This is a genomic window from Tissierella sp. QWL-11 (assembly GCF_058683765.1).
On record NZ_CM178750.1, the window covers coordinates 1,929,671 to 1,952,162 of the forward strand.

Below are 22,492 nucleotides of genomic sequence, written 5' to 3' on the forward strand. Positions count from 1 at the left end.
TCCTTTAAAACTGTTTTAAAAATCTATTATCATTTTCGAACAATAATCTAATATTATCTATACCGTATTTTACCATGGTAATCCTGTCTATTCCCATTCCAAAGGCAAATCCTGTATATTTTTCAGAATCAATTCCACAATTTTCTAATACTTGAGGATGTACCATACCACAGCCTAGAAGTTCCATGCTCCATCCTGTAAAGTTACAAAGCTCACAGCCTTTCCCCTTACATTTTATACAAGATACATCGACTTCCGCACTAGGCTCAGTAAATGGAAAATGATGAGGTCTATATCTAGTCTTCATATCACTACCAAAGAGTTCTTTAATAAAGATATCTAAAGTATAGATAAGATTTGCCATTGAAACTCCTTCATCTATTACTAATCCTTCCAATTGATGAAACATTGGAGAGTGAGTATCATCCACATCGTCAAATCTAAAAGTTCTACCAGCAGATATCATCTTTAAAGGAGCTCCCATTTCTTTCATTGCCCTAATTTGTACTGGTGAAGTATGGGTTCTAAGTAAAAGATCATCATTTATATAAAATGTATCAGAAAAGTCCCTAGATGGATGGTTTTCAGGTGAATTTAAATCGTCAAAGTTATTTTGTATAGTCTCTATTTCAGGTCCAGTTATTACACTAAATCCCATACTTACAAATAGATCTTCTAATTCATCTACAGTAGAAAGTAAAGGATGTCTATGTCCTAATTTAAGATTATTCTTTGAAATTGTTATATCGATTTTTTCTTTTTCCATCTTTTGTTTTTTTTCTTTTTCCTTTAAGTCCTTTTTAATCAGATCAATCCTAGCTTCTATTTCCCCTCTTACTTCATTGGCTAACTGTCCCATGATAGGTCTTTCTTCTTTGGACAATTTTCCCATACCCCTTAGAAGATATGTCAATTCTCCCTTTTTACCTAAAAACTTAACTCTTAATTCTTCTAACTCTTTAATGTTTTTTACTGCTTCCAAGTTTTCAAAAGATCTTTCTTTTATATCTTGCAATTTATCCTTCATTTAATTCCCTCCAATAGTAGATAATAATATCTCTATAGTGATTTTGATTTCATATTTTCATACATTATAATAGATGCAGCAACACCTACATTTAAAGACTCAGCCTTACCTGTCATAGGTATTTTAATATTTTGGTCACATATATGTATAATTTTAGGATCTACTCCTTTTGATTCATTGCCAATGACAAAAATAGTTCCACCTGTCTTTTCATATTTATAAATATCTTCTCCCTCTGGAGATGTGGACACGATTTTAAAATTCTTTTCCTTTAAAGAATTTATACAATTAAATGAATCATTACAAAAATACATGGGTGTTCTAAATATAGAACCCATAGTAGACCTGACTACCTTGGTATTATAAGGATCTACAGTCCCTTTCCCTAGTATTATACCATCAAGATTAAAGGCGTCTGCAGACCTTATTATAGTTCCTAAATTACCTGGATCTTGAACTTCATCAAGAAAGAGGAGTACAGGATCTTTAAGTAAGCTTACGGTGTCTAAATCCTTTATATCAAAATCTACTACCGCTAATATTCCTTGAGGATTTTCAGTGTGAGATATTTCCTTAAATATATTATCTTCTACTTTTATAAGTTTGTATTTATCTTCTATCTCTTTTAAAAAGTTTTTATTCTCATCTATATTGAAAAAACTATGGTTAAATATAATATTATCTATATCTATATTTTCCATTATGGCTTCTTCTATAATCTTTAATCCTTCTATTATAAATTTTTTGTTTTCCCATCTGATTTTTTTCTTAGATAGATTTTTAATGTTTTTTATTGTAGGATTTTTATTAGACTTAATTTCTAGCATACTATTTACCAGCTCTTATTTCAATTTTCTTAATATCCTTTGAATCACCTATCATAACAATTATATCCTCTTTTTTTATGATATTTTCAGAGGAAGGTGAAATGTTTACGCCTGTACCATCTTTAATAGCTATAATATTAACTCCATATTTATTTCTAAGACGTAATTCTTTTAATGTCTTTCCTTGCCAAGATTCTAATGCCCCTATTTCTAGGATAGAAAAATCAGGAGATAATTCTATATAGTCTAAAATATTAGTAGATGTTAGGTTATGAGCTACTCTGGTCCCCATATCCCTTTCAGGAAATACTACCTTATCTGCACCTATCTTTTTTAGTACTTTGCCATGTAATTCAGCTTGAGCTTTAGCTATTACCTTTTTTACTCCCATCTCTTTAGCTAATAAAGTGGCCATTATAGACGCCTCTATATCAGAGCCGATACTTACTATTACCACATCAAAATTTCTTAGTCCCAATTCTTTTAAAATAGACTCATCCATGACATCTGCCTCAACTGCATGAGTCACAAATTCTGAAATTTCTTGTATTCTTTCTGGGCTTTTATCTATTGCTAAAACTTCATTACCTAGTTCTGTAAGTGTTTTAGCTACAGATTCTCCAAATCTTCCAACTCCTATTATAGCAAATGACTTCATCTACTCCACTCCTTTCTATCCTACCATAATATTTTCTTCTGCATATCTATATTTTCTCTTATTCTTTCCTTGCCCAAATGCAAAGGCCATAGTAAGAGGTCCAACTCTTCCAATATACATAGTTAACATTATAATTGTCTTTCCTATATTGCTTAAATTAGGCGTTACTCCTCTACTAAGTCCTACTGTACCAAATGCTGAAGTGGATTCAAATAATAGCTCTAAAAATGCTACATCCTCTGTTACTGTTAGGATAAAAGATACTATTATTATAAGAGTTGTACTTATTACTAAAATTGCCAATGATTTTTGAACTACATCATTTGATATCCTCTTTTTAAATACGACTACATCCTTCTCTCCTTTTACAGAAGTTATAGTAGCCAGTACTATTGAACCAAAAGTTGTAACTTTAATACCTCCACCTGTAGATCCAGGAGATGCTCCTATGAACATAAGTATAACAAATAAAAAGGCAGAAGTATCTCTAATAAGGCCAGTATCCACAGAATTAAATCCAGCTGTCCTAGTAACTACAGATTGGAAAAAGGATGCTACTACTTTTCCTTTCTCGTCTAAACTCCCCAGAGAGTCAGGATTATTCATTTCTATTAGATAAAACATAACCGTTCCTAAAATTAATAATGTAATTGTCATAGTAAGTACTATTTTCGAATGTAAACTAATTTTAGAAAATTTTCTGTTTTTAGATATGTCAAATATAACGGTAAATCCTATTCCACCTATTATAATTAAAGCAGAGATTACTAAATTTATAAATACATCATTTTGAAAAGGAACCATACTGTTACCAGTTATATCAAATCCAGCATTGCAAAAAGCTGATATTGAATGAAATATAGAAAACCATATTCCCTTGGACCAGTCATACATAGGAACGAACTTAGTAGCTAGGAGAATAGCTCCAATAGCCTCAACAGAAAATGTAAGAAATACTACATATCTTGTAAGTCTAACTAATCCGCTCATTGTACTTTGATTTAATTGTTCCTTTATTATTAATCGTTCTTTTAAACTAATTTTTTTCCCTAAAATTAGTGCTACTATAGTAGCCATTGTCATAAATCCTAATCCACCCATTTGGATTAATACAATAATTACAATTTGACCAAATAAAGACCAAAATTCTCCAGTATTTACAACAACAAGACCTGTCACACAAACGGCTGAAGATGATGTAAATAAAGCATTTAAATATCCAATGCTTTCTCCGCTTTTAGTTGCCATGGGTAGATTTAATAAAATCGAACCAATTAATATTAAACTGGCAAAACCTATGGCTAAAACAGCTGGTGGTTTTAATTTAAATTGTCGTATTCTATGTTTCAAGCTTGCCATATAAACACCTCATATATAATAATCTTATATATAATAAACCTGTAGAAAAAAAAGTTCCCATCAGGAACTTTTAAGCATTCTTTGCTATTTCAACTAATTTTGAAAAACCTTCTGTATCATGAATAGCCATTTCTGATAACATTTTTCTATTTACTTCTATATTAGACTTTTTAAGTCCATTGATAAATTTGCTATAGCTCATGCCATTTGCTCTAGCTGCTGCATTTATTCTTGCTATCCACATTTTTCTAAAATCTCTTTTTCTAGTCTTTCTTCCTATATATGAATAATTTAATGATTTCATAACAGCTTGATTTGCTGGTCTAAATAATTTACTTTTTGCTCCAAAATAACCTTTAGCTTGTTTCAATACCTTCTTATGTCTTTTTTTAGCGTTTACGCCTCTTTTAACTCTAGCCATTACTGTAACTCCTCCTATAATTAAATATATATTGTACTACGGTATCATTGAATCTATTCTTCTTTGATCTCCTTTGCTTACTAAAGCACTTTTTCTTAATCTTCTTATTCTTTTTTGAGATTTTTTACCAGTTAAGTGACTTGCATAAGCCTTATGTCTTTTTAACTTTCCTGAACCCGTTCTTTTGAACCTCTTTGCTGATCCTCTATGTGTTTTCATTTTTCCCATGAATATTTCCTCCTAAACTTACTCTGATTTTGGTGATAAAAACATTGTCATATTTCTACCTTCCATTTTTGCCTTCTTTTCTACATTTCCAAATTCTTTTGTCAATTCTACAAAATCATCTAAAACTACTCTACCCATATTAGTATGGCCCATCTCTCTACCTCTAAATCTTACAGAAACTTTGACCTTGTCACCTGACTTTAAGAAATCATTGGCTCTTTTAGCCTTTACATTTAAATCATGGCTTTCAATATTAGGTGTCAAACGTATTTCTTTTATATTTATAGTTTTTTGTTTTTTCCTAGCTTCTTTTTCCTTTTTTGTTGCTTCATACTTGTATTTCCCATAGTCCATTATTTTACATACTGGCGGTTTTGCATTGGGAGCTACTTTTACTAAGTCCAGTTTTCTTTCATCAGCTTTTTTTAAGGCATCTCTAGTTGAAACAACTCCTAATTGACCACCATCGACATCTATTAACCTTACTTCTCTTTCTCTGATTTCCTCATTGATCTGAAGATCTTTAATAACCCAGCACCTCCTATTTATTTTAAACAATATTAAAAGCGGGTATAAAATACCCGCTTGCATACAAAAATAATCTAAAGACAATCCAAAGATTATATAATTAATTGTAACCTTATGAGCTCTAGCTATAAGGTGAGAAGCGGATACTTCTACTTTAACCGTTTAATATTCAACTCGCTTTACTATTATATGCTAATAATAAATATTTGTCAAATATTTATTATTTCTATTTTGCTAATTCATATAGAGCTTTTGCATATATCCTTGTTAGCTTCATTAAATGATCAATACTTATATGTTCATCCTTTTGATGAGCTAATTCTTTTTGTCCTGGAAACATTGGACCAAATGCAACTGCATTTTTTATAGCTCTTGCATAAGTCCCACCACCAATTGTTATTGGCTCAGAAGACTCATCACCTGTTTCTTCTCTATATACTTTCATCAGTTTTTGAACTAAAAAGTTATCCTTAGGGACATATAAAGGTTCTTTATGACTCTTACCTTCTATTAATTCTATATTGGTGTCTTTTAAATTATTCCTCATTCCATCATATACTTCTTCTTTACTAGATTTTATAGGATATCTAATATTTATAGTTAAAATAATTTTATCCTCTTCTAATTTTATAACTCCTGGATTAAAATTTAATTTACCTGATATATCATCTTCTAATCCACATCCTATTTTTTCTCCATAGTGAAATAAGCCTATTCTTTCATTATAAATTTTTATAAATTCATCTAATTTATCTTTTCCAGTAAATACATATCCTAAAAATTTCATCAAATGTGTGATTGCATTTTCTCCTTTTTCTGGAGTGCTACCATGGGCTGAAGTACCTGTCGCTATCACTTTCACCTTTTTACCCTGTCTTTCTATCTCTATAGGATTATTATATTTGCCTTTGAAATTAGAATATAAACTGTCAAATTCTTCCATATCGTCTACTTCTATTATGGCTTCACAATAATCTGGAACCATATTAGCAGCACTTCCACCTTTTAAATCTAAAAGCTTTGTATTTTTATCTATAGATGCCACTAGATCGAAGACAAGTATTCCTTTTTCTCCATAAATTACTGGAAAATCTGCATCTGGTGTAAAGGCCATAGTTGGTGGTTCAACATTTTTAAAGTAATATTTCATTCCTCCCCATCCAGTTTCCTCATTTGCACCAAATATTATTCTTATCTTTCTTTTTAAGTCTACTTTTGACTCTTTTAAAGCTTTCATTGCATACATAGCTGCTATAGCTGGTCCTTTATCGTCTAAAGTCCCTCGACCATATATCTTGTCCTCGTGGATTTCCCCTCCATATGGAGGATATGTCCAACCATTTCCCTCTGGAACTACATCTACATGAGCTAAAACTCCTACTATTTCTTCTCCTTCTCCTATATCCCCATGAGCTGCATAAGCATCGAAGTTTTTTGTGTCAAATCCCATTTCTTCAGATAAATTGGTTACATATTCAATTGCATCAAAGGCACCTTTACCAAATGGCATACCTTCTCTAGGAGCTTCTTCTACTGATTTTATCCTAACTATTTCCTGAGTAGATTTAATTATATCTTCCCTATATTCTTCAATTAATTTTAAAAATTCCAATTTTCCATCTCCTCTCTTTATATAATTATATCCATATATTGACTTTCAAACAACAAAATTTTAATTATATAAATTTACTAAATGGTTACACTAAGGTTAGAAATAGTTTAAGGAGGCGATAATTGGATGAAAAAGAAAAAATTTGTCTTTTTCTTTTTAGTCTTTGGAATAATAATGTCTATAGCCCTATTATTTCAAGACTTTTTATTTATAGAGACTTTAGAAAATTTTAGGATGATTGATAAATTATTGGTTTGGGCTATCACCATAATTCTTTTAGTTTATTACTTAAATGTAGACTCCAAACCTCAACTAGTACCTTCTATTCTCACAGTAGAAAAGGAGACTAATAAAGAAAAGGATAAACCTAACATATTATTTAAAGATGTTGCAGGTCTGGAAGAAATAAAGGAAGAGTTGTCAGAAACTATAGATTTTATAAACAATCCTCTAAAATATAAAAAAATGGGAGCTAAGATACCAAAGGGTATACTTTTTCATGGACCTCCAGGAACGGGAAAAACTTTACTGGCAAAGGCAGTTGCCGGAGAAACAAATGCTAGTTTTTTATATGCTAGTGGTTCAGAATTTGTAGAAAAATATGTAGGTGTAGGAGCAAAGAGAGTAAGAACACTCTTTGAAAAGGCTAAAAAGGATGCTCCTAGTATCATATTTATAGATGAAATTGATGCCATTGGTACTAAGAGAAACCTAGAATCAAATAATGAAAAAGATCAGACTTTAAATCAATTACTAGTAGAATTAGACGGATTTAATACAGGTGAAACTGTAGTAGTCATAGGCGCTACTAATAGACTTGATCTCCTAGATGATGCTCTATTAAGACCTGGTAGATTTGATAGACATATTTTTGTGGGTAATCCAAATATAACAGCTAGAGAAAAAATACTTGAAGTCCATACAAATAATAAACCCCTTGACCGGTCATTGTCTATAAAAGATTTAGCTAAAAAGACAACTGGACTTTCTGGTGCTCAACTCGCAAATATTGCAAATGAAGCTGCTATAATTGCGGTTCGAAAGAACAAAAATACAATTTCTCTTTTAGAATTTGATGCAGCTATAGAAAGGGTTATTGCTGGTCTAGAAGTTAAAAACTCTAAAATATTAGATAAGGAAAGAAAGACTGTCGCCTTTCACGAGGCAGGTCATGCATTAGTTTCAAAGATGTTGGATACAGATATGGTCCAAAAAATTTCAATAGTACCGAGAGGCCAAGCTCTTGGATATGTAATGAAGTTCCCAGATGAAGAAAGGTATCTATTAACCAAAAGGGATCTAGAGTATAAGATAACTGGTCTATTAGCAGGTAGGGCTGCTGAAGAATTGATTTTTAAAGAAGTAACCACAGGAGCAAAAGATGATTTAAACAAGGCTACAGATATAGCAAGACAGATGATATGTAGTTATGGTATGAGTCCTATGGGGAATTTAGCCTTAGATGAAATGTATATAAGATATAATTCAAATAACATTAGAGTAGAAATCAAAAAAATAACTGATAAGGCTTATGAAGAAGCTAAAAGAATTATAGGGGATAATATTGACATTCTATATGAAATAGCCAACAATCTTTTAGAAAATGAAACTATAGATAGTAATGGCTTAAATAAGATATTTAAAATGTATAAGAAAGCATCGATTAAAAATTAAAAGGTAGAGAAAATTTTCCCTACCTTTTATATGTTTTATAAAGATTTTTCTTCTGTTTCTTTTAGAACATCTTCTATAAATTTATCTACCTTTATTCCACCTATATCTCCTTGACCCATTTTCCTAACAGATACCATATTTTCATTTACTTCTTTTTCTCCTACTATTAACATATAAGGAATTCTTTTATTTCTTGCTTCTCTTATTTTATATCCTATTTTTTCTGCTCTATCATCTACAGTAATTCTAATATTTTTTTCTTTCATCTTATCTTTTATTTCATAGGCATATTCATTAAATTTATCTGAAATAGGTAGTACAGTTACTTGAACTGGAGCTAGCCAAGTTGGGAATTTACCTGCATAGTGTTCTATTAATATTCCCATAAATCTTTCCATACTTCCAAATATTGTTCTATGGATCATTACAGGTCTTTTCTTTTCATTATCCTTATCTATATAGCTTATATCAAATCTCTCAGGCATTTGGAAGTCTAACTGGATAGTTCCACATTGCCAAGTTCTACCTATAGCATCTTCTAGATGAAAATCTATCTTAGGACCATAAAAAGCTCCGTCACCTTCATTTAAGATATATTTAACATTCTTTTCTTCCAAAGCTTCCCTAAGTCCATTTGTAGCAATTTCCCACTGCTCTTCTGTTCCCATAGAATTTTCTGGCCTAGTAGATAGTTCTACATGATATTTAAATCCAAATATATTATATATACGATCTGCTAGTTCTATTATTCCTATTAGTTCTTCTTTTATTTGACTAGGAAGAGTGTATAGATGGGCATCATCTTGAGTAAAACTTCTAACTCTCATAAGTCCATGCAGCGCTCCTGATAATTCATGTCTATGAACAAGTCCTAACTCTCCCCATCTAAGTGGAAGATCTCTATAGCTGTGCATATCTGATTTATATACTAATATAGACCCTGGACAGTTCATGGGTTTAATGGCAAAGTCCTCTTCATCTATTTTAGTAAAGTACATATTTTCTTGATAATGATCCCAATGTCCTGACTGATGCCATAGAGATTCATTTAGTATAATAGGTGTCTTAATTTCTTCATACCCATTTTTTATATGCTCTTCTCTCCAAAAGTTTTCTAATGTATTTCTTATTACCATACCATTTGGATGGAAAAATGGAAATCCTGGACCCTCTTCATGCATAGTAAATAAGTCTAGTTCTTTACCTAATTTTCTATGATCTCTTTTTTTAGCTTCTTCTAATCTATTTAAATATGCTTCTAAATCTTTTTTCTTTTCATAAGTTGTTCCATAAATCCTTTGAAGCATCTTATTGTTTTCATCTCCACGCCAATATGCCCCTGCTATACTTAAAAGTTTGATAGCCTTTACCTTCTTAGTATTATATAAATGTGGTCCTGCACATAGATCTGTAAAGTCTCCTAATTTATAAAAAGATATTTCTTCATCTTCTGGCAAATTTTCTATCAAATCAACTTTGTATTCTTCATCTCTATCCTTAAAATATTTTAAAGCTTCATCTTTAGGCATTACAAATCTTTCTAAAGTATGATCTTCTTTGGCAATTTTTTTCATTTCTACTTCAATTTTTTCTAAATCCTCTGGAGTAAATCTATGCTCAGTATCAAAGTCATAATAAAATCCATTATCTATAGCTGGCCCTATGGCAAATTTAACATCCGGGAATAATTTTTGCACAGCTAAAGCCATAATATGTGCTGAAGTATGCCAAAAGATTTGTTTTCCCTCTTTATCTTCAAATTTCACAACTTTAAAATCAGCATCTTCATTTATCTCTTCTTGCATTCCTTTAGTCTTACCATTTACCACAGCTCCTAAAGATGCTCTTGCTAAACCTTCTGATATATCTTTGGCTACATCATATACTTTTATACCCTTTTCATATTCTCTTATGGAGCCATCTGGCAAAGTAATCTTTATATTTTCCATCTTTATCCTCCTATTTCTAAATTATATTTAATATTTATTATATTTAAATTTACTAAAGCTCACTATTCCTCGCTAAGTTAGTCATGCGCAGTCTCGCTACGCTTGTTGTGTTAGGTCATAAAAAAACCTATCATCTCTACAAAAAATTGTAGGGACGATAGGTTTTAACTTCGTGGTTCCACCCTAATTGATTCTCATTTAAATAACGCCTTTAGCGAAAACCTATTAATACTTAATAAGTTTTGACTCAGGGGTGGTTTTCAATTAACTCATCATAAGAAGATTTCCAGCCAAGATCTTCCCTCTCTGAATGATTCGGAAAATTTACTCTTCCCTTCAATGTCTTTTATATTTTCTTATATTTAATTAAATTATATCACAAAATTTTAATTAAAACAACGAAATTACTTCTTCAATAGTGAGATCTTTTTGCTCTCCTGATTTCATATCCCTAAAGGAATATACATTATTTTTTACTTCTTCTTCTCCGATTATTATTACATACGGAATATTTAATTTATCTGCATATGCAAATTTCTTACCTAATTTACCGCTTTCTAAATATACTTGGCTTTTAATTCCATTATCTCTTAAAGTACCTACAGCTTTTATAGCTTCTTTAGCATACCCCTTCATAGGAATTATTAAAACATCTGTTAGAGATTGCTTTTCCGTTTGTATTATATTCCCTTCACGAAGTTGGTAAAATAGCCTTGTAAGACCTATAGATATACCTACACCCGGCAATTTCTGATTAGTATAGTAAGTGGCTAAATCATCGTATCTACCACCTGAGCATACGCTTCCAATTCCAGGATAGTCATTTAAAAGAGTCTCATATACAGTTCCTGTATAATAATCTAAGCCTCTAGCAATAGTTAAGTCAATTACAAAATTTTCTTCTGGTACTTTAAAGGTTCTAATATAAGCAATTACTATCTCTAATTCTTCTAAACCTTCTTTGAATACTTCATCTTGAATATTTAATTTTTTCAAACTATCTAATATATCATCATTATTCCCTTTAATCTTTATAAAATCCATTATCTTATCTACAGAAGTAGAATCTATACCTTGACCTTCTAATTCTTCTCTAGTTTTATCAATTCCTATTTTCTCTAATTTGTCCACTGTTCTAAGTACCATTTTAGAATCATTTATATTTAAACTACTAAAAAAACCCTTTAAAACTTTTCTATTATTTATTTTAATAGTAAAACTATCAAATCCTAAATCTTTGAATGTAGAATAAATTACTACAGGAATTTCTGCATCATTGCCAATATCTAATTTCCCATTTCCTACAATATCTATATCACATTGATAAAACTCTCTAAATCTTCCCCTTTGATTCCTTTCTCCTCTATATACTTTCCCAATGTGGTATCTTCTAAAAGGAAAGTTCAATTCAGAATAGTGTTGACTAACATATCTAGCTAAAGGAACTGTAAGATCGAATCTAAGTGCCATATCAGTAGATCCTTTTTCAAATCTATATATCTGCTTTTCTGTCTCCCCTCCACCTTTAGCTAACAAAACTTCTGATTTTTCAATAACAGGTGTATCTATTGGAAGAAATCCAAATTTTTCATAATTAAATCTTATAGTGTCCATTATCTTATTAAATAAAATTTGTTCTTCTGGAATCAACTCCATGAATCCTGGTAAAATCGATGGTTTAACTATTTGACTCATAAACGTACCTCCATTAATTTCTTTCTTATAATAATATCATTTATTATTAATTTGTCAAAGAAAAAAGAGTTGAAAACTCAACTCTACTTCTCCTTATTATTATCATATTTTTCTTTTCTGCATTTACTACATCCTAAACAATTTTTAATTCTATCTCCAAAAACTTTCTCTATTACTAATAGTAATTTATCATCTGTACATCCTTTATTGTGTAAAATTATATTATCAGGAGCTAAATTTATTAATGTAGTAATAAGTATATCTCCCTGTGTTAAATCATCATAATAAATTTCTTCTAAAATTTCACTAATAGAATCTCTTTTTACAACTTTATTATCTTTGTCTAATAATTGAAATTTATCTTTTTCAACTATTAAATTTACTGTATCAATCCTAGGAGGCTGATTTGCTAAGAAATGCTTTAATATATCTATAAACTCAGAGTATTCAATTTCAAGCTGCATATCTCCAATGACTCTTTTAATTGACTTTTCTATTAAATTATAAAGATTTTTATTTCTAAACCTTATATATCCATCTACTATCAAAGTATCATTTTGAAATAAAAAATCTAATATTTCTTCTTTTATTTCTTCTTTTTCACTTATGAAATGTCGATCTTCTATTAATAATGTATATACTTCTTGTATTATTTCTTTCTTTTCTATATTTCCTATATCTCTCAAGAGTTTATATACATGATTTTCTACTAGATCTATAGCATGAAATTTTATCATTATCTCATATACAAAGTCTGCCAAAATATTGAAAAATGCTATTTCTTCTGTATGTTTATGTTTTTTCAAAAAAAAGGAATAAATAGATCTATCCTCATAATCTTTATATTCCACATTTATATTTTTTTTCATTGGTATCTTTTTAATCATACAATCTATTTCTTCAAAAGGTATACTACTATAAATCTTAATAGCATCCATATTTTCACTCCTCTTTTAATAGTATGTGCTCTTTAAAATGGCATATACTATATAAAAGTTTACTTTAATTACAATAAAGACTAATTATAGTTCCAATATCTGTTATCTTTTTTTTAGATAAATATTCTATATTTCTATTTTTAGAGCGTATAAACATTTCTATCTTTTCCTTTTCTGGATGTTCTGTTAAAACTCCAGAAAAAACAAGTAAATCTTTAGAAATATTACCTGTACATCCTCCTATAAATCCATAATTTTGGCCTTTTAAATCTATAAATCCTGGCTTTATATTTAATACATCAAAGCCTAAATTTTTTAATTTTAAATATATAGGTCTATCAGAAGTTATAATACTTCTTTCATCTACTATAGACATAGAACATTTAGAATAACCCTGTTTTACATCTATGAAATTTAAACCTTCTTTAAGAAGATAAAACTTCAACAATTCATCTGTATATCTAAAATTATGAATTGCATTTCTATATATTCTTCCTACATTATATGCAATATCTCCAGGATATTTACAAATTAATTTCCTTTCTCCCTTTATTAAATTTATATTCAAACCCTTTAATTTATCTTTATAATAATAAAATACATTTGGTGCAATTATAAGAGTGTTGTAGTTGATAGGATGCATAACTATATCTGGGTGATAAGCTATAGATTCATCTACATCTTCACATTTAATTGTTTTTATAACTTTTATATTTTTATTTTCTAATTTATTTATTATATCTATATCTGCATTTCCCGCTACAATTGCTATGTTTGCCTTTTTAATAGGTATAAACGGATTATTAAACATATTTATCTCCTTACATGAAAAAACCTTCTAAATTAATTTAGAAGGTTGAATTTGGAGGCGGCACCCAGATTTGAACTGGGGATAAAGGCTTTGCAGGCCTCTGCCTTACCACTTGGCCATGCCGCCATATATGGAGCACTCGAAGAGTACATCTATCTTAAAATGCAAAATACTTTAATGGAGCGGAAGACGAGATTCGAACTCGCGACCCTCGCCTTGGCAAGGCGATGCTCTACCACTGAGCCACTTCCGCATATTCACAATTACTTTGGTGCCCAGAGCCGGAATCGAACCAGCGACACGTAGATTTTCAGTCTACTGCTCTACCGACTGAGCTATCTGGGCTTAATAAGTAATTTCTACTTACAGTAAGTCAATCTATTTCCCTTGTTTAGCTTTACTATGCGGACTAAGTGATGCTCACAAAATCGAAATTCACGATTTTGGATCCCTACTTATACCGACTGAGCTATCTGGGCTAATGTGAAAGTTATCTGTGCTTAATCACAATGACTAGTATACCTTAAATAACCTTAATTGTCAACAATAAATTTTATTAAACTTCCCAAAAATTTCAAACTGTTAAATTTAGCTCGGAAATAATATAATTTTAACAAATCATATTATTTCTCTTGTGCTATTTTTTCCATCTTATTCATCAAGCAAAGCTTGTAATTGTTCTTTGCTAAACTGATACTTCGTATTACAAAAATGACAAACTAACTCTGCCTTCTCGTCTTCTTCTATTATATTTTTAATTTCTTCTTTACCTAAACTCTTTAGTACCCTTTGTATCCTATCTCTATCACAATCACATTCATATGAAATATCAATTTTATCTAAGACCTTCATTTCAAAATCTTTTAAAACCTCATCCATAATTTGTTCTAATGTATATCCTGAATCTATCATTGTTGATATAGGTTTTATATCCTTTAAGCTATTCTCTATTTTTTCTATATCTTCTTCAGATACACCTGGAAGCAATTGAATTATATATCCACCTGATGCCTTTATAGAAATATCCCTATCAACTAAAACTCCTAGACTAACAACAGATGGGGTTTGTTCTGATTGATAATAATAATTTGCAAGATCTTCTGCTATTTCACCTGTAATCAAATTTGAACTGCCTACATATGGCTCTTTAAGACCTAAGTCCATGATAACTGTTATATTACCATTTTTACCTACTAAAGTCCCTACATCTAATTTTCCATCTAATCTACTAGGAACATCAGCAGCAGGATTTGTCATTTCACCTTTTACTTTACCATTATTTTTAGCAACAACAAATATGGTTCCTCCTGGCCCATCTCCAGAGATTTTTAAGGTCATTACATCCTTTTCATTTTTCATCATACTTCCCATAATCACTCCTGCAGTTAAGCTTCTTCCCAAAGCTGCTGAGGCTGTAGGCGATGTGCTATGGATATTTCTTGCATCCTCTACTAAATTTGTAGTAGATGCTAGTATTATTCTAATTGATCCAGTTTTATCTATAGCTTTTATTAGATAATCTTTCATAATCTACCTCCATAATTAGAAAAGCCCCATACGGGGCTTTAAATTACAATAAAATTATATATCTAAAGATATTATTATAATTTTGTAACATTAGTAGCTTGAGGACCTTTTTCTCCTTCTACTACTTCAAACTCTACTTGATCTCCCTCATCTAAAGTTTTAAATCCATCTGTTTGGATAGCTGAAAAGTGTACGAATACATCGTCTCCTTCTTCAGTTGAGATAAATCCAAATCCTTTTGTAGCATTAAACCATTTAACTGTACCTGTTTTCATTTTATACATTCCTCCAATTAACTTTACAATGGAAATATACCCATCTTTGATAGTATAGTACCACAATTTATCATTATTTGTCAATAAAATTCTAAGTATTCAGCTAAATATTATTATATCCCATTTTTATTATTTTATAGCCACAAAATTAATTCGTTCTGATTGGGTCTTAGGTTCCGTAAATGTGAACCCTTCATAAATATCTATTAATTTAAACCCTGCACTTCGAAGAAGACTTTCTATTTCTTCTATCTTATATGCCCTTTCTCTATGAAATTCATCAAATCTTCTAAAGGCATGTCCATTTTCACTATGAAAAAAGGTTAAATAGAAATTAGATATATCTTTATCTTCTTCATATTCATTTTGCCATATGTAATATATATTTTCTCTATCTTCTACAAAAGTATTATTCCCGATAATGTTTTTAAGTTTATAATAAGAGTTTATATCAAATATAAAAATTCCATTCTCTTCTAAATGTCCATATACATTTTTAAAAGTTTTAAATAGATCCTCTGAGTCTAAAATATAGTTGATACTATCACATAGAGAAACCACACTTTCAAATTTATCATTTACTTTAAAATCTATCATATTTTGGTTTAATAGTTTCACATTTTTAAACTTATTCAATTTACCATAAGCTTTAGATAACATATCATCGGAAATATCAAAGGAAGTCAATTTATATCCATTACTTGCAAAATAATAAGATATATTGCCAGTCCCACAGGCCATCTCTAATATCTTTTTAGGAGATTTTTCATATTTTTTAAAAATTTCCTCTATATATTCAAACCATCTATTATAATCAAAATCATCCATAAGTTCATCGTAAATTTCTGCAAATTCATTGTAAATATCCATGGTTTACCTCAATTCTTAATTTTGTCCTTTTGCTTTTTTCTCTTTCTAGAAGTCATAATTCCTCCAATTTTCCCCGATTCCTTAGCTGTAAGTCCTCCCCAACCCAATTTATCAATTTTATCTATTAATCCTAATTCTTGTGCTATTTCATATTTCATTCTATCGTCTTCTGTTAATATCTTTTTCTTTTTCTTGTTTTTCGTCATTTTAATCCCTCCATAATATATTATGGAGAATTTATAAAAATTTATACTAAGCTTACAATATACTTAAAGTTCATATAAAAAAACATGAAAATTACTATTACTATGGGCAGATACTTTAATAAACTAGATATCTCTTTGTGTTTTTCTACTTCTTTTGATCCATTTTGATTTATATGATCAGATATATCTCCCAAATGTTTTAAAGCTTTTTTTACTATTAAAAAGCTAATTGTTAAAAATCCTAGCCCTATAAAAGTCGATATCATAAGTGAACTTTTAGAAATTGTATCTATGCCTTCAGAAGTCTCATTTAATATATATGAATATTTATTTACAAAGTATAAAATACTTAGGGCTATAGCATTATTGAGACTATGAGCTATTATAGATGTATAAAGAGAATTGGTCTTGTATACCATTATCCCAAATACAATTCCGAGTACCAATGGTCCTATGAAATTGACTAACGTAAAGTGAAACATGGCAAATAGTACGGATGTTATTATGATACTTTTTTTATATCCTAGTTTGTCATAAGCATTTAAGATTACTCCTCTAAACATTATCTCTTCACATATACCAGGTGTTATGGCCATTACAAATAGTCCGTATAAATATGCCTTTAAATCTGTTGGAGCTGGTATTTCATTTGGGACAAACTCTGTAAAATTATCTAATAAAGTTAAGAATATCCCTTGTAAGAATACAGCTAAAGGATATGTAAATATGGTAATTATGATTACTAAAAATATTTGTTTAAGACTAATCTTATTTAATCTTAAAGATCTCTTTATTGGTATTTTATTAATTACAATTAATACTAAACTTGGGAGCAGTATAAGTATATATTCTGTGAATAATAAGCCTCTAATTACATCTATACCTTGTACTATAGCCCCTATATTGATAAAAGCAATAGCCAAAAATAAATATAATACATTAACTTGAAATATTGACAATCTTCTTCTTTTATACAATTGAGTTTCCTCCTTTGCTTTAAATATACCTACAGAATTCTGTAGGTATAAAAATTACTCAAAGGTAAAGATATAGGGGATATTTCTATAGTAATTCCCATAATTTAATCCATATCCTACAATAAATATATCTGGTATGCTAAAACCTAAAAAGTCTGGAGAAAGATTTATTTTTCTTCTACTTGGTTTATCTAGCATTACACATGTTTTTATAGATTTAGGGTTTCTGGATTCTAAATGCTTTATAATCCTTTCCATAGTATATCCCGAATCAATTATATCATCGACTATCAAAATATCTTTTCTCTCTATGTCAATCCTTAAATCTTGTACAATTTCAACCTTCCCCTGAGACACTTCTTTATTTCCATAACTAGATGTGGTCATAAAGTCGATTTCAACTGGTATGGAAATCTCCCTAACTAAATCAGATGCAAATATAAAACTTCCTCGAAGTAAGGATATTATAACTAAATCTTTATCACTATATTTACTACTAATTTCTTTACCTAAAACTTTTATTCTTTCATTTATCTCTTCTCTATTAAATAAAATCTTTTTTCTTTTGTTTGAGTCCAAAGTTTTTTCCTCCTTTTATTAAAGTTCTTTACTTTTGTTAATTAAAATAGATTTAATATGTCTTAGTTCTTTTAAAATTAGATTTAAGGTGTATTGGAAACTTATTAATATAATAAATATTATAACACCTATTACTATTTTTGTATCCATAGTTTATCTGCCTTTCTAAAAACTTTATTCTATACGATTATTGTCATCTTCTATAAACTCTAATTTTGAAATTGAAACCTCATATGCTACTCTAGTTTCAGATTCTCCTGTTTCTAATCTCTTTTGATAAGTTCTACTTTGAATCCTACCCCATATTTTTATATGATCTCCTATAATTAAGTTCTCACAAAATCTAGCATTCCTTCCCCAAGCAATACTAGGTATATAATCTGATTTATTGTATGCTCTATTTACTGCCAAAAGTATATCTGTTATCTCCCTGCCAAAAGGTGTTACCCTATAAATCGGCTTTTTACATATATACCCATCTAAATATATTTCATTTGGACTTCTAAGACTTTCTGAAAGTTCATCCTCATCAGGTATATATAAGCTCCTAGCAAATATGGTTAAAATCAATCTGTTTGATCCCTCAATAAATCTATTATAAGATCTTAGTTGTCCTTCAATAATAACATACTCACCTATGTTTAAGTCAACATTAATTAATAATCTTTCTGAAATTGTTATAGGTAATATATCTACAGAATCACTTAATCTTGGAACACCTAAATTCAAATTATAAAACTTTTCTCCAAATAACTCATGACTATACTCCTTTTCCCCACATACCTTTCCTAAGATTTTCACTGTGTTTGTTTCAATAATATTATCTAACATTTTTAGCCTCCCTATTCTTGTGTATTAATAATCTCTAATCTATAGATATTCTTGTGTTTTTAAAATTATGATAGATAATATTATTTAAATATGTACTCTTTTTCATCTAAAAAGATGACGACTAATTAGCCATCATCTTTTAGATAGATATTTTTATTATATTGTTAGGACTATTAGTCCATATATTATTTCCTAAAATTAAACTCAATGTGGAAGCTGCCAAGATTGAATAAATATTGTTTATATGATTTTTATTAGACTGGATTATAAATTCTTGTGGTTCAATTTTTTCTCCTTTTAAAGTTTTTAACTCTCTTTGCAAATATAAATTAACATTTATATTGTCCTCAGTATTATAGCTTGAAACTGTTAAACTAGCTTTATTATTAAATCCATATGTCATTAATATCCCATTTAGACTCTTTAGAGGTAAAGATATTAAATCTCTATAATCTCCATTTAATATACAATAATCACAGTTTGAAATTTGTTCTGTTATAAAATTTTGTCTATAATTTTTCTGTTCAATAAAATTATAGATTAATAAATCTAAATCAATCCCCATATATTTTTGAAAAATCCCTATATCTTTAGGTTTTATATATATGAGTACTAGAAATTCTTCATCATTATGTAAACATAATATATTTCCATTATTATTTGAATAAACTAGTATATAGTTAGATTGAATTAGAAAATTTTTAAGAAATTTCAATGTGTTTTTATCAGCTTTGTCTTCTACAATACCTATAAAGATAATCTTTTTATTTTCCACTAAATCCCCTCTAATAAATTATTTAATCTTTAGTTTTTATTTGTTTTCCTGCATTATCTATAGTAAAGTTATCATAATAAATTAATTCGGATATAGGTACTATTTCATAGCCCTCTGATATTAGTCTTTCAATTACTATAGGTAAATATTCCCTTACATATTTAGCATTATTATGAAATAAAATTATTGATCCACTTTCAACATTTCTTGTAACCCTATCTACTACAGACTGTACTCCTAATTCTTTCCAATCTATAGAATCTATATCCCACTGTATTGGATAATATCCATTTTCTCTACAGACCTGTATTAGAGCGTCATTATAATCTCCAAAGGGTGGCCTAAAGAGAAAGGGTTCTTTTTCTGTTAATTCATAAATAGCATCATCAGTAGATTTTAGCTCATTTAAAATATCCTCCTTAGACAATTGACTCATATTAGGATGTGTAGCTGAATGATTTCCAATATCATGCCCCCTACTTGCAATATCCTTTACTTGATTTGGAAATTTATCTACCCAAAATTTAACTAAAAAAAATGTACTCTTTATATTATATTTATCTAGTGTATCCAATATATCCTGGGTATATTCATCACCATATGCAGCATCAAAGGATATTGCAATTTTATTATCATCTCTTTCCACACTATAAATAGGTAATTGCTTTGTTTGTGAAAATACATCTTTAACACTATAATTTTTATTTACAGTTATAACAATTATTGAAATTATTAGTATTATTAAAACTATTATAATTCTACATATTAAATAATAATTTCTATTTTTTTTCAAATAAATCCCTCCTCATCATGTACTATAAATACTTATTATTTGAAAATAAATTTTATTACATTTTTATAGAATAATTGTTATAAACTACTAGTATATTAATTTTTGAAAGGGTTAAATTAATGTTACAACAATGATAATTAAATAAATCATATTTGTTGTAGAGGAGGAAGAAAAAATGGCTACAAATAATAAAATAGTTGTACCAGAAGCTAGAGCAGCTTTAGATCAAATGAAGTTAGAAATAGCTAATGAACTTGGTATCCAAAACTATAATGGTATAGATAAAGGAAATTTATCATCAAGACAAAATGGGTATGTTGGTGGCTATATGGTTAAGAAATTAGTAGAATCTGCTCAAAATCAAATGTCTGGTAAATAACAATCTCAATTAGAGAAGTGAATTTCACTTCTCTAATTTTTATGCTATAATTAAGATAATAATACTATGAGGTGATCAGATGTTTTCAAATAATACAGAGGAGCTTGCTCAAAATAAATTGATTTTATTATACATAATAAAAAAATTCCCAAATAATTTTACTAAAAATCAGCTAACAGAATTTATTTTGAAAAAAAATTATTTAAACTTTTTTTTAATTCAACAATATCTAAGTGAATTAATTGAGTCAGAATTCATAAAAATATCCACTATTAATAACGAAGAAAAGTATTCTCTGTCTGAAAAAGGAGAGATTGCATTAAACTACTTTGATTCTAAGATACCATCAAATATAAAAGAAGATTTAAATACAGAAAAAAAAGTTTATAAATCTATTAAAAAAGAAGAAACTCAGATTGTAGCTGAATTCTTTGAAAAGGAAGATAAACAATATTTAGTTAATTTAAAACTTGTAGAAAATACAAAAACATTATTTAGTCTATATATTGATGTTGCATCTGAAGAACAAGCTAAATTGGTTTGTGATGCTTGGAAAAATAAAACTGAATTTATATACTCAAATATTATAAATTTATTTACAGAATAATCCTTTATAATATTATAAAGGATTCTGGATTTTTACCTGTCTTAATTACTGACTCTATCCTTTCTTCTAATATGTCAATTATCATAATTTCATTTTTTAAGAGATTATTTATAAATAATCTCTTAGGATAAATGTATATGGCCTTAGTTGAAAGACCTCCTATATATACAATTTTTTCTATAACCCTTTCAACTATATTTAATTTATATAAATATCCATCTTCTGTATTAAAAAGATAAAAAACATCTAAATGATCTAATTTTATAAAGTTATAAAATAGTCCCTTTACATTATATGTTTTTATTAATTTATTATCCACCTGTCTAAACTCTTTTATTTGGCTATACCCTATATCTTCATCTACATAATTTATCAATACGAATATACTATCTTGTCCTAAAATAACCTTTCTAGGTTGACCATCTAATCTTACATTCTCATTTTCATTTTCTCTTATAGAAATAATATTCATACTAAAATCCTGTAAATTAGAAGTGTATATTTTTTCGTTCAAATTATCTATTTCCATATCTATAGGATTTGCTCCAACACTTATATTTCCTATTAATTTAAAATCTGGATTTTCAATAATTGATATTGAATTTGAATCACTATTTAATATATATATTTTATTTTTATAAGATTTTATACTTGTAGGAAATCTACCAACCTTTAATATGTCTTTTAATTTTCCTTTTTTCATATCTATTTTAAAAACAGAATCGTCATAGGAGTTTAAAACCAATAGATCTTCTCCATTGTCTAAGCATAAATCCATAGGCCCCAAACTATATCCTAAGTTTTTAGAGTATTTTTTTTTACTTTCTTTTAATATATCTATTAAATAAATTACATCTTTTTTGAAATTTTTATTTATCCATATTATCTCTAAAGTATCATCACCAGAATTTGTAGTTATTATTTTATTGAATGGCAAATTTACACC

The 22,492-nt window shown here is 28.8% G+C and carries 26 protein-coding genes, 3 tRNA genes and 2 other annotated features; of the genes, 3 read left to right on the forward strand and 26 right to left on the reverse strand.

Annotation, left to right across the window (positions count from 1 at the left end; translation table 11 throughout):
* Positions 1–4: 4 nt before the first annotated feature.
* From pheS to pepV, 8 genes are all read right to left on the reverse strand, one after another.
* Positions 5–1,027: a phenylalanine--tRNA ligase subunit alpha gene (gene pheS, locus AC4PG3_RS09475; RefSeq protein ID WP_492196390.1), complete on the reverse strand. Its 1,023-nt coding sequence runs from the start codon at positions 1,025–1,027 to the stop codon at positions 5–7.
* 32 nt (positions 1,028–1,059) lie between these two features.
* Positions 1,060–1,854 (reverse strand): 23S rRNA (guanosine(2251)-2'-O)-methyltransferase RlmB, encoded by a 795-nt coding sequence (gene rlmB, locus AC4PG3_RS09480; RefSeq protein WP_492196391.1) that lies wholly within the window; start codon positions 1,852–1,854, stop codon positions 1,060–1,062.
* 1 nt (position 1,855) lies between these two features.
* Positions 1,856–2,512 carry a potassium channel family protein gene (locus tag AC4PG3_RS09485; RefSeq protein ID WP_492196392.1) on the reverse strand — a complete coding sequence of 219 codons (657 nt, stop codon included), beginning with the start codon at positions 2,510–2,512 and terminating at the stop codon, positions 1,856–1,858.
* 15 nt (positions 2,513–2,527) lie between these two features.
* Positions 2,528–3,871: a TrkH family potassium uptake protein gene (locus AC4PG3_RS09490; RefSeq protein WP_492196393.1), complete on the reverse strand. Its 1,344-nt coding sequence runs from the start codon at positions 3,869–3,871 to the stop codon at positions 2,528–2,530.
* 70 nt (positions 3,872–3,941) lie between these two features.
* Positions 3,942–4,292 (reverse strand): 50S ribosomal protein L20, encoded by a 351-nt coding sequence (rplT, locus tag AC4PG3_RS09495; protein WP_492196394.1) that lies wholly within the window; start codon positions 4,290–4,292, stop codon positions 3,942–3,944.
* A 36-nt stretch (positions 4,293–4,328) separates the two neighbouring features.
* Positions 4,329–4,520 carry a 50S ribosomal protein L35 gene (gene rpmI, locus AC4PG3_RS09500; RefSeq protein ID WP_492196395.1) on the reverse strand — a complete coding sequence of 64 codons (192 nt, stop codon included), beginning with the start codon at positions 4,518–4,520 and terminating at the stop codon, positions 4,329–4,331.
* A gap of 18 nt (positions 4,521–4,538) precedes the next feature.
* Positions 4,539–5,111, reverse strand: a complete 573-nt coding sequence (gene infC / locus AC4PG3_RS09505; protein ID WP_492196396.1) for a translation initiation factor IF-3 — start codon at positions 5,109–5,111, stop codon at positions 4,539–4,541.
* Positions 5,073–5,209: a sequence feature (ribosomal protein L20 leader region), on the reverse strand. It overlaps the preceding gene by 39 nt.
* Before the next feature lie 65 nt (positions 5,210–5,274).
* Entirely contained in the window at positions 5,275–6,660 is a 1,386-nt protein-coding gene (gene pepV / locus AC4PG3_RS09510; protein ID WP_492196397.1) for a dipeptidase PepV, read from the reverse strand.
* A 126-nt stretch (positions 6,661–6,786) separates the two neighbouring features.
* Here pepV and AC4PG3_RS09515 point away from each other — a divergent pair, with 126 nt between their 5' ends.
* Positions 6,787–8,334, forward strand: coding sequence for an ATP-dependent metallopeptidase FtsH/Yme1/Tma family protein (locus AC4PG3_RS09515; protein WP_492196398.1), 1,548 nt, complete (start codon positions 6,787–6,789; stop codon positions 8,332–8,334).
* Positions 8,335–8,369: 35 nt separating this feature from the next.
* On the opposite strand, the gene thrS is transcribed toward AC4PG3_RS09515, so the two are convergent.
* The 17 genes from thrS to AC4PG3_RS09600 form a co-directional block, all read right to left on the reverse strand.
* Positions 8,370–10,283: a threonine--tRNA ligase gene (thrS, locus tag AC4PG3_RS09520; RefSeq protein WP_492196399.1), complete on the reverse strand. Its 1,914-nt coding sequence runs from the start codon at positions 10,281–10,283 to the stop codon at positions 8,370–8,372.
* A 147-nt stretch (positions 10,284–10,430) separates the two neighbouring features.
* Positions 10,431–10,632: a binding site (T-box leader), on the reverse strand.
* A 41-nt stretch (positions 10,633–10,673) separates the two neighbouring features.
* Positions 10,674–11,978 carry a histidine--tRNA ligase gene (gene hisS / locus AC4PG3_RS09525; protein ID WP_492196400.1) on the reverse strand — a complete coding sequence of 435 codons (1,305 nt, stop codon included), beginning with the start codon at positions 11,976–11,978 and terminating at the stop codon, positions 10,674–10,676.
* Between the two features lie 83 nt (positions 11,979–12,061).
* Complete coding sequence (gene ytxC, locus AC4PG3_RS09530; RefSeq protein WP_492196401.1) at positions 12,062–12,916, reverse strand: sporulation protein YtxC; 855 nt, start codon at positions 12,914–12,916, stop codon at positions 12,062–12,064.
* A 64-nt stretch (positions 12,917–12,980) separates the two neighbouring features.
* Positions 12,981–13,727: a DUF6873 family GME fold protein gene (locus AC4PG3_RS09535; RefSeq protein WP_492196402.1), complete on the reverse strand. Its 747-nt coding sequence runs from the start codon at positions 13,725–13,727 to the stop codon at positions 12,981–12,983.
* A gap of 52 nt (positions 13,728–13,779) precedes the next feature.
* Positions 13,780–13,853 (reverse strand) — tRNA-Cys (locus AC4PG3_RS09540).
* 52 nt (positions 13,854–13,905) lie between these two features.
* A tRNA-Gly gene (locus AC4PG3_RS09545) sits at positions 13,906–13,980 on the reverse strand.
* Positions 13,981–13,996: 16 nt separating this feature from the next.
* Positions 13,997–14,072 (reverse strand) — tRNA-Phe (locus AC4PG3_RS09550).
* 306 nt (positions 14,073–14,378) lie between these two features.
* The gene (gene hslO / locus AC4PG3_RS09555; protein ID WP_492196403.1) at positions 14,379–15,254 is read right to left on the reverse strand and encodes an Hsp33 family molecular chaperone HslO; all 876 of its coding nucleotides are present in this window, start codon (positions 15,252–15,254) and stop codon (positions 14,379–14,381) included.
* Between the two features lie 74 nt (positions 15,255–15,328).
* Positions 15,329–15,529 (reverse strand): cold-shock protein, encoded by a 201-nt coding sequence (locus AC4PG3_RS09560; RefSeq protein ID WP_492196404.1) that lies wholly within the window; start codon positions 15,527–15,529, stop codon positions 15,329–15,331.
* Positions 15,530–15,658: 129 nt separating this feature from the next.
* Positions 15,659–16,399 carry a class I SAM-dependent DNA methyltransferase gene (locus tag AC4PG3_RS09565; RefSeq protein WP_492196405.1) on the reverse strand — a complete coding sequence of 247 codons (741 nt, stop codon included), beginning with the start codon at positions 16,397–16,399 and terminating at the stop codon, positions 15,659–15,661.
* Between the two features lie 8 nt (positions 16,400–16,407).
* Positions 16,408–16,605, reverse strand: a complete 198-nt coding sequence (locus tag AC4PG3_RS09570) for an alpha/beta-type small acid-soluble spore protein (RefSeq protein WP_492196406.1) — start codon at positions 16,603–16,605, stop codon at positions 16,408–16,410.
* Positions 16,606–16,646: 41 nt separating this feature from the next.
* Positions 16,647–17,582: a CPBP family glutamic-type intramembrane protease gene (locus AC4PG3_RS09575; RefSeq protein ID WP_492196407.1), complete on the reverse strand. Its 936-nt coding sequence runs from the start codon at positions 17,580–17,582 to the stop codon at positions 16,647–16,649.
* A gap of 54 nt (positions 17,583–17,636) precedes the next feature.
* The gene (gene hpt, locus AC4PG3_RS09580) at positions 17,637–18,161 is read right to left on the reverse strand and encodes a hypoxanthine phosphoribosyltransferase (protein ID WP_492196408.1); all 525 of its coding nucleotides are present in this window, start codon (positions 18,159–18,161) and stop codon (positions 17,637–17,639) included.
* A gap of 18 nt (positions 18,162–18,179) precedes the next feature.
* Positions 18,180–18,311, reverse strand: coding sequence for a hypothetical protein (locus AC4PG3_RS09585; RefSeq protein ID WP_492196409.1), 132 nt, complete (start codon positions 18,309–18,311; stop codon positions 18,180–18,182).
* A 24-nt stretch (positions 18,312–18,335) separates the two neighbouring features.
* A complete protein-coding gene (locus tag AC4PG3_RS09590; RefSeq protein ID WP_492196410.1) occupies positions 18,336–18,992 on the reverse strand; it encodes a single-stranded DNA-binding protein in 657 nt (218 codons plus the stop codon).
* Positions 18,993–19,131: 139 nt separating this feature from the next.
* Positions 19,132–19,767 (reverse strand): hypothetical protein, encoded by a 636-nt coding sequence (locus AC4PG3_RS09595; protein ID WP_492196411.1) that lies wholly within the window; start codon positions 19,765–19,767, stop codon positions 19,132–19,134.
* 22 nt (positions 19,768–19,789) lie between these two features.
* On the reverse strand, positions 19,790–20,560 hold the full coding sequence (locus AC4PG3_RS09600) for a polysaccharide deacetylase family protein (protein ID WP_492196412.1): 771 nt from the start codon (positions 20,558–20,560) through the stop codon (positions 19,790–19,792).
* 175 nt (positions 20,561–20,735) lie between these two features.
* On the opposite strand from AC4PG3_RS09600, the gene AC4PG3_RS09605 reads away from it, so the two are divergent.
* Positions 20,736–20,939 carry an alpha/beta-type small acid-soluble spore protein gene (locus tag AC4PG3_RS09605; protein WP_492196413.1) on the forward strand — a complete coding sequence of 68 codons (204 nt, stop codon included), beginning with the start codon at positions 20,736–20,738 and terminating at the stop codon, positions 20,937–20,939.
* 79 nt (positions 20,940–21,018) lie between these two features.
* On the forward strand, positions 21,019–21,546 hold the full coding sequence (locus tag AC4PG3_RS09610) for a DUF4364 family protein (protein WP_492196414.1): 528 nt from the start codon (positions 21,019–21,021) through the stop codon (positions 21,544–21,546).
* Positions 21,547–21,550: 4 nt separating this feature from the next.
* Here AC4PG3_RS09610 and AC4PG3_RS09615 read toward each other — a convergent pair whose 3' ends face one another.
* Positions 21,551–22,483 carry a YncE family protein gene (locus AC4PG3_RS09615; protein ID WP_492196415.1) on the reverse strand — a complete coding sequence of 311 codons (933 nt, stop codon included), beginning with the start codon at positions 22,481–22,483 and terminating at the stop codon, positions 21,551–21,553.
* Positions 22,484–22,492 lie beyond the last annotated feature (9 nt).

What these genes read in the sequence shown, in the direction of transcription:
- AC4PG3_RS09560 (WP_492196404.1), bottom strand. Translation starts at nt 15,529, where the DNA reads ATGAAAACAGGTACAGTTAAATGGTTTAATGCTACAAAAGGATTTGGA.
- hisS (WP_492196400.1), bottom strand. Translation starts at nt 11,978, where the DNA reads ATGAGTCAAATAGTTAAACCATCGATTTTACCAGGATTCATGGAGTTG.
- AC4PG3_RS09565 (WP_492196405.1), bottom strand. Translation starts at nt 16,399, where the DNA reads ATGGATATTTACAATGAATTTGCAGAAATTTACGATGAACTTATGGAT.
- rpmI (WP_492196395.1), bottom strand. Translation starts at nt 4,520, where the DNA reads ATGGGAAAAATGAAAACACATAGAGGATCAGCAAAGAGGTTCAAAAGA.
- thrS (WP_492196399.1), bottom strand. Translation starts at nt 10,283, where the DNA reads ATGGAAAATATAAAGATTACTTTGCCAGATGGCTCCATAAGAGAATAT.
- AC4PG3_RS09610 (WP_492196414.1), top strand. Translation starts at nt 21,019, where the DNA reads ATGTTTTCAAATAATACAGAGGAGCTTGCTCAAAATAAATTGATTTTA.
- AC4PG3_RS09605 (WP_492196413.1), top strand. Translation starts at nt 20,736, where the DNA reads ATGGCTACAAATAATAAAATAGTTGTACCAGAAGCTAGAGCAGCTTTA.
- AC4PG3_RS09485 (WP_492196392.1), bottom strand. Translation starts at nt 2,512, where the DNA reads ATGAAGTCATTTGCTATAATAGGAGTTGGAAGATTTGGAGAATCTGTA.
- AC4PG3_RS09590 (WP_492196410.1), bottom strand. Translation starts at nt 18,992, where the DNA reads ATGTTAGATAATATTATTGAAACAAACACAGTGAAAATCTTAGGAAAG.
- AC4PG3_RS09490 (WP_492196393.1), bottom strand. Translation starts at nt 3,871, where the DNA reads ATGGCAAGCTTGAAACATAGAATACGACAATTTAAATTAAAACCACCA.
- rplT (WP_492196394.1), bottom strand. Translation starts at nt 4,292, where the DNA reads ATGGCTAGAGTTAAAAGAGGCGTAAACGCTAAAAAAAGACATAAGAAG.
- rlmB (WP_492196391.1), bottom strand. Translation starts at nt 1,854, where the DNA reads ATGCTAGAAATTAAGTCTAATAAAAATCCTACAATAAAAAACATTAAA.
- AC4PG3_RS09570 (WP_492196406.1), bottom strand. Translation starts at nt 16,605, where the DNA reads ATGACGAAAAACAAGAAAAAGAAAAAGATATTAACAGAAGACGATAGA.
- AC4PG3_RS09515 (WP_492196398.1), top strand. Translation starts at nt 6,787, where the DNA reads ATGAAAAAGAAAAAATTTGTCTTTTTCTTTTTAGTCTTTGGAATAATA.
- AC4PG3_RS09585 (WP_492196409.1), bottom strand. Translation starts at nt 18,311, where the DNA reads ATGGATACAAAAATAGTAATAGGTGTTATAATATTTATTATATTAATA.
- infC (WP_492196396.1), bottom strand. Translation starts at nt 5,111, where the DNA reads ATGCAAGCGGGTATTTTATACCCGCTTTTAATATTGTTTAAAATAAAT.
- ytxC (WP_492196401.1), bottom strand. Translation starts at nt 12,916, where the DNA reads ATGGATGCTATTAAGATTTATAGTAGTATACCTTTTGAAGAAATAGAT.
- hslO (WP_492196403.1), bottom strand. Translation starts at nt 15,254, where the DNA reads ATGAAAGATTATCTAATAAAAGCTATAGATAAAACTGGATCAATTAGA.
- pheS (WP_492196390.1), bottom strand. Translation starts at nt 1,027, where the DNA reads ATGAAGGATAAATTGCAAGATATAAAAGAAAGATCTTTTGAAAACTTG.
- AC4PG3_RS09535 (WP_492196402.1), bottom strand. Translation starts at nt 13,727, where the DNA reads ATGTTTAATAATCCGTTTATACCTATTAAAAAGGCAAACATAGCAATT.